Source organism: Porphyromonas sp. CAG:1061, assembly GCF_000435035.1.
GTDB lineage: Bacteria > Bacteroidota > Bacteroidia > Bacteroidales > Porphyromonadaceae > Porphyromonas_A > Porphyromonas_A somerae.
This window is the reverse complement of the sequence record NZ_HF988949.1, coordinates 28,663-31,819: the sequence shown is the minus strand read 5'-3', so window position 1 is coordinate 31,819 and position 3,157 is coordinate 28,663. Positions and strand designations below refer to the sequence as shown.

The 3,157-nt window shown below is 45.7% G+C and carries 3 protein-coding genes; 1 reads left to right on the top strand and 2 read right to left on the bottom strand.

What is annotated here, in order from left to right:
* Positions 1-34: 34 nt before the first annotated feature.
* Together QVO39_RS08530 and QVO39_RS08525 are read right to left on the bottom strand one after the other, a co-directional pair.
* The gene (locus QVO39_RS08530) at positions 35-1,117 is read right to left on the bottom strand and encodes an acyltransferase (protein ID WP_021903812.1); all 1,083 of its coding nucleotides are present in this window, start codon (positions 1,115-1,117) and stop codon (positions 35-37) included.
* A gap of 36 nt (positions 1,118-1,153) precedes the next feature.
* A complete protein-coding gene (locus QVO39_RS08525; protein ID WP_021903811.1) occupies positions 1,154-2,392 on the bottom strand; it encodes an alkaline phosphatase family protein in 1,239 nt (412 codons plus the stop codon).
* A 107-nt stretch (positions 2,393-2,499) separates the two neighbouring features.
* Between QVO39_RS08525 and ruvC the strand changes: the two genes are divergently transcribed.
* On the top strand, positions 2,500-3,057 hold the full coding sequence (gene ruvC / locus QVO39_RS08520) for a crossover junction endodeoxyribonuclease RuvC (RefSeq protein ID WP_021903810.1): 558 nt from the start codon (positions 2,500-2,502) through the stop codon (positions 3,055-3,057).
* Positions 3,058-3,157 lie beyond the last annotated feature (100 nt).

Sequence of the window (3,157 nt, the reverse complement as noted above, 5' to 3'; positions counted from 1 at the left end):
ATTAGTGTTGGACACTGTTCACTAGCCGCTTTTTTTATACTCTCCTTGAAATATAATTCCAAGCAACGATACGAATCTGATCAATCAGAGTGGAAGCAAGGTATATGCCAAGAATCATCAGTCCAGTGTATAATATAGCCACTGGAAGGCTGTAGGTGGCATAGAAGTAAAGAACAGCGGTGGTATAGTAGGGAGTGATATTGGGGTTTGCGTGAGTTAAGTAGGCAGAGAAGGAGGAGGCTGCACTCCAATTAATCAGCTTGGATTGAATATTTAGTTTTGAAAAGAATAGCAGTAAAGCAACTGATGAGATAATGACAGTTGGAGCTAAGTAGTCAAAAAGGTAGTGGTGTCTATTATAGATGGCTTTAGCAACCCTTGCTAAATTACCCCATCCCTCCCCAATAATGGGCAAAGAGACGATAAGGGTGGTGACGATGAGTGAAATGCCAATGTAAGTAAGGAGGTCTATGCTTTTGGGTAACTGAGAAAAACGAGGCTTATAGATACGAATGTACCTAGCGAGTAGGTAGAGACCTATAAATGAGTGTGTTGAATAACCTTCATTAAAGAAGTAAGCATTGCCTAACCAACCATAAGTGGATTGGAATATGAAGAATACGATCAGTACTATTTCATAAACCCGTTTAGAGCTATGCTCAATAAAGAGATTAAGAACTGGAGATAAGATATAGAGCCCAATATAGGCTTTAATAAACCAACCAAGTTTGGTGGCATATAATACCTGTGCAATTCCTTTGAAAGTAAGATCGGAAAACCCCCATAAGAGAGCCGTTATATAGATGGCTGTGGAGTAAAAGAGGCACTGAAAGATAAAGTTGAAGAACCCTTTTAGCCTGGGTTTGATCCCAAACCATCCAGATATAAGTACAAAGAGATTGACGCATACAATGGATAGGCTTTGACAGAGCACCATCCAAATGGAATAATAGGTGTTCTGTGTGAAGCATTCCCACTGTGGGGACCCCTGACTAAAGTAATTAGCGTGGACTACGAGGATCAATAGGGTAGCTACAATACGTAGTAGCTCCATATTGGAATCTCGGGTGGTGATTCTTTCCTTTATGGTGTGACTGCTGTGTTGGGTATTATCCATTTCCTTCTTTTGTGGTGCAAATAGTCAATGTGATACTTAGTGGCCTAGGAGCTTCTGCACATCCTCTTCGGTGCCATCGTTGGAGGCTGGTGTTAGCTGGAGTAGGTGGCAGAGGAGTGGGTAGATGGCTACGTTGGGGACTTGACTCACCTTTTTGCCTTTGGCAAATGAGGGACCTACACCAAAGAATATGGCTTGCATCTCGGGCACTGAATTATCAAACCCGTGACCGGCAGCAAGCTTGAGCTCTGGCTCTTCTCTGAAGAAGATATAGCCACCGAGTTCGGGCATTACGACGATGTCTCCGAGTCGCTCTCCTTCGCTAAAGTGGAAGCGTGCAGGTACATCGGCCCTTCGATAGGCGGTGATATTTGGAATCTTTTCAAGCACCGACATGGCCTCGTCAATATACTCTGGGCGCTTGGTGTAGAGGAGGGTGGGGGTGCCATCAACGATATAGCTGAAGCTATCTGCTGGTAGGTAGTCCCATAGGTTGACGAGTTTTTCGGGCTCATAATCTTTCATCCCGTGGTCGGAGACTATAATAAAATCAACTTGTGAAGCGATGGGAAGCTTGGCTAGCTCACTTCTAAAATAGCCTACCACACTATCCACCTTGGCAACCATCGCCTTGAGTTCGTCGCTCTCGGTACCACAAGTGTGACCAGTGTGGTCGGGCTCTTGGAGATACCAGGTGATAAGGCGAGGACGCTCTTCAATCGGCTTTTGTAACCACGCGATCACGGAGTCGGCACGAGCTGTAAAGGAGGTGTCGGCATCATACTTTTTCCAATAGCTAGGGTGCATATTTTGCACAGCTGTCTCAGAGCCTACCCAGAAGTAGGAGCCTGCTTTTATCCCTTGTTTCTCGGCGGTATTCCAGATGGGTTCACCCCCATAAAAGGCAGGATTGTATACTCGAGTGCTATCACCGAGACGGTAATAGTCGTTGAGTTCATTGACCCAAAAACGGTTGTTGACAATGCCGTGGTTTTGGGGATAAAGTCCTGTGGCCATGCTATAGTGGTTGGGGAAGGTATTGCTGGGGTAGGAGGGCTGTAGGGAGCCTGATACCCCTTCTGCTGCCATGGCGTCGAGAAACGGGGTGGGTATCTCGTCTAGGTACATATACCTAAAGCCGTCGAGCGAGAGGATCACTGCGTATCTCTCTTGTGTCTTTGCTTTTGAAGACTGTTGGTACAGCTTTATCCCTACAAAGATGGCGGAGAGAGTGAGGATTAGAAGTGCCCAAAATGTTGTTTTGCGTCGCGTCATATCTTTTATTAATCTAATAGGTGTCAATTAAATATGGGCAAAGTTACTAAAACCCTTTGAGGTAGATTGCTCATTTATACTTAACTTTGTAGGAGAACAATTAGATAATGGATCAACAAGTAATCATAGGCATCGACCCTGGTACGATCGTGATGGGCTACGGGGTGCTAAGAGTGTCGGGCAATAAGCCAGCACTAGAGGCGATGGGAATCCTTCGGCTTGACCGATATAAGTCGCACTACTCTCGTCTTCTGAAGATACAAGAGGCGGTAGAAGCACTGATCACGAGATATGCTCCCACGGCGATGGCATTGGAGGCCCCTTTTTATGGGGTCAATATACAGACAACCCTGAAGCTAGGACGTGCACAAGGAGCGGCGATGGTGGCTGCCCTTAAGGCGGGTATCCCGGTTACGGAGTATGCACCAAGTACTATTAAGCGTATGGTTACGGGTAAAGGAAATGCAAGCAAGGAGCAGGTGGCGGCTCTGCTACAGTATATGCTGAAGATACCGGAGGAGGCGATAATGGAGAAAAATGATGCTACAGATGCGGTGGCGGTGGCATTGACCCATCATCTGCAGCAACTGCGTCCGCATAAAAGCTCTGGAAGTAGCTCTTGGAGCGAATATATTAAGCGAAATCCGGATAAGGTGAAAAAATAAGTCCAATATTTTTGGTCAAATAAATATTTTGTGTTACCTTTGCAATCGCAAACGAGAGGTAACGACCTCCTAAAGCAAATGACTTCGTAGCTCAGTTGGT

What these genes read in the sequence shown, in the direction of transcription:
- QVO39_RS08530 (WP_021903812.1), bottom strand. Translation starts at nt 1,117, where the DNA reads ATGGATAATACCCAACACAGCAGTCACACCATAAAGGAAAGAATCACC.
- QVO39_RS08525 (WP_021903811.1), bottom strand. Translation starts at nt 2,392, where the DNA reads ATGACGCGACGCAAAACAACATTTTGGGCACTTCTAATCCTCACTCTC.
- ruvC (WP_021903810.1), top strand. Translation starts at nt 2,500, where the DNA reads ATGGATCAACAAGTAATCATAGGCATCGACCCTGGTACGATCGTGATG.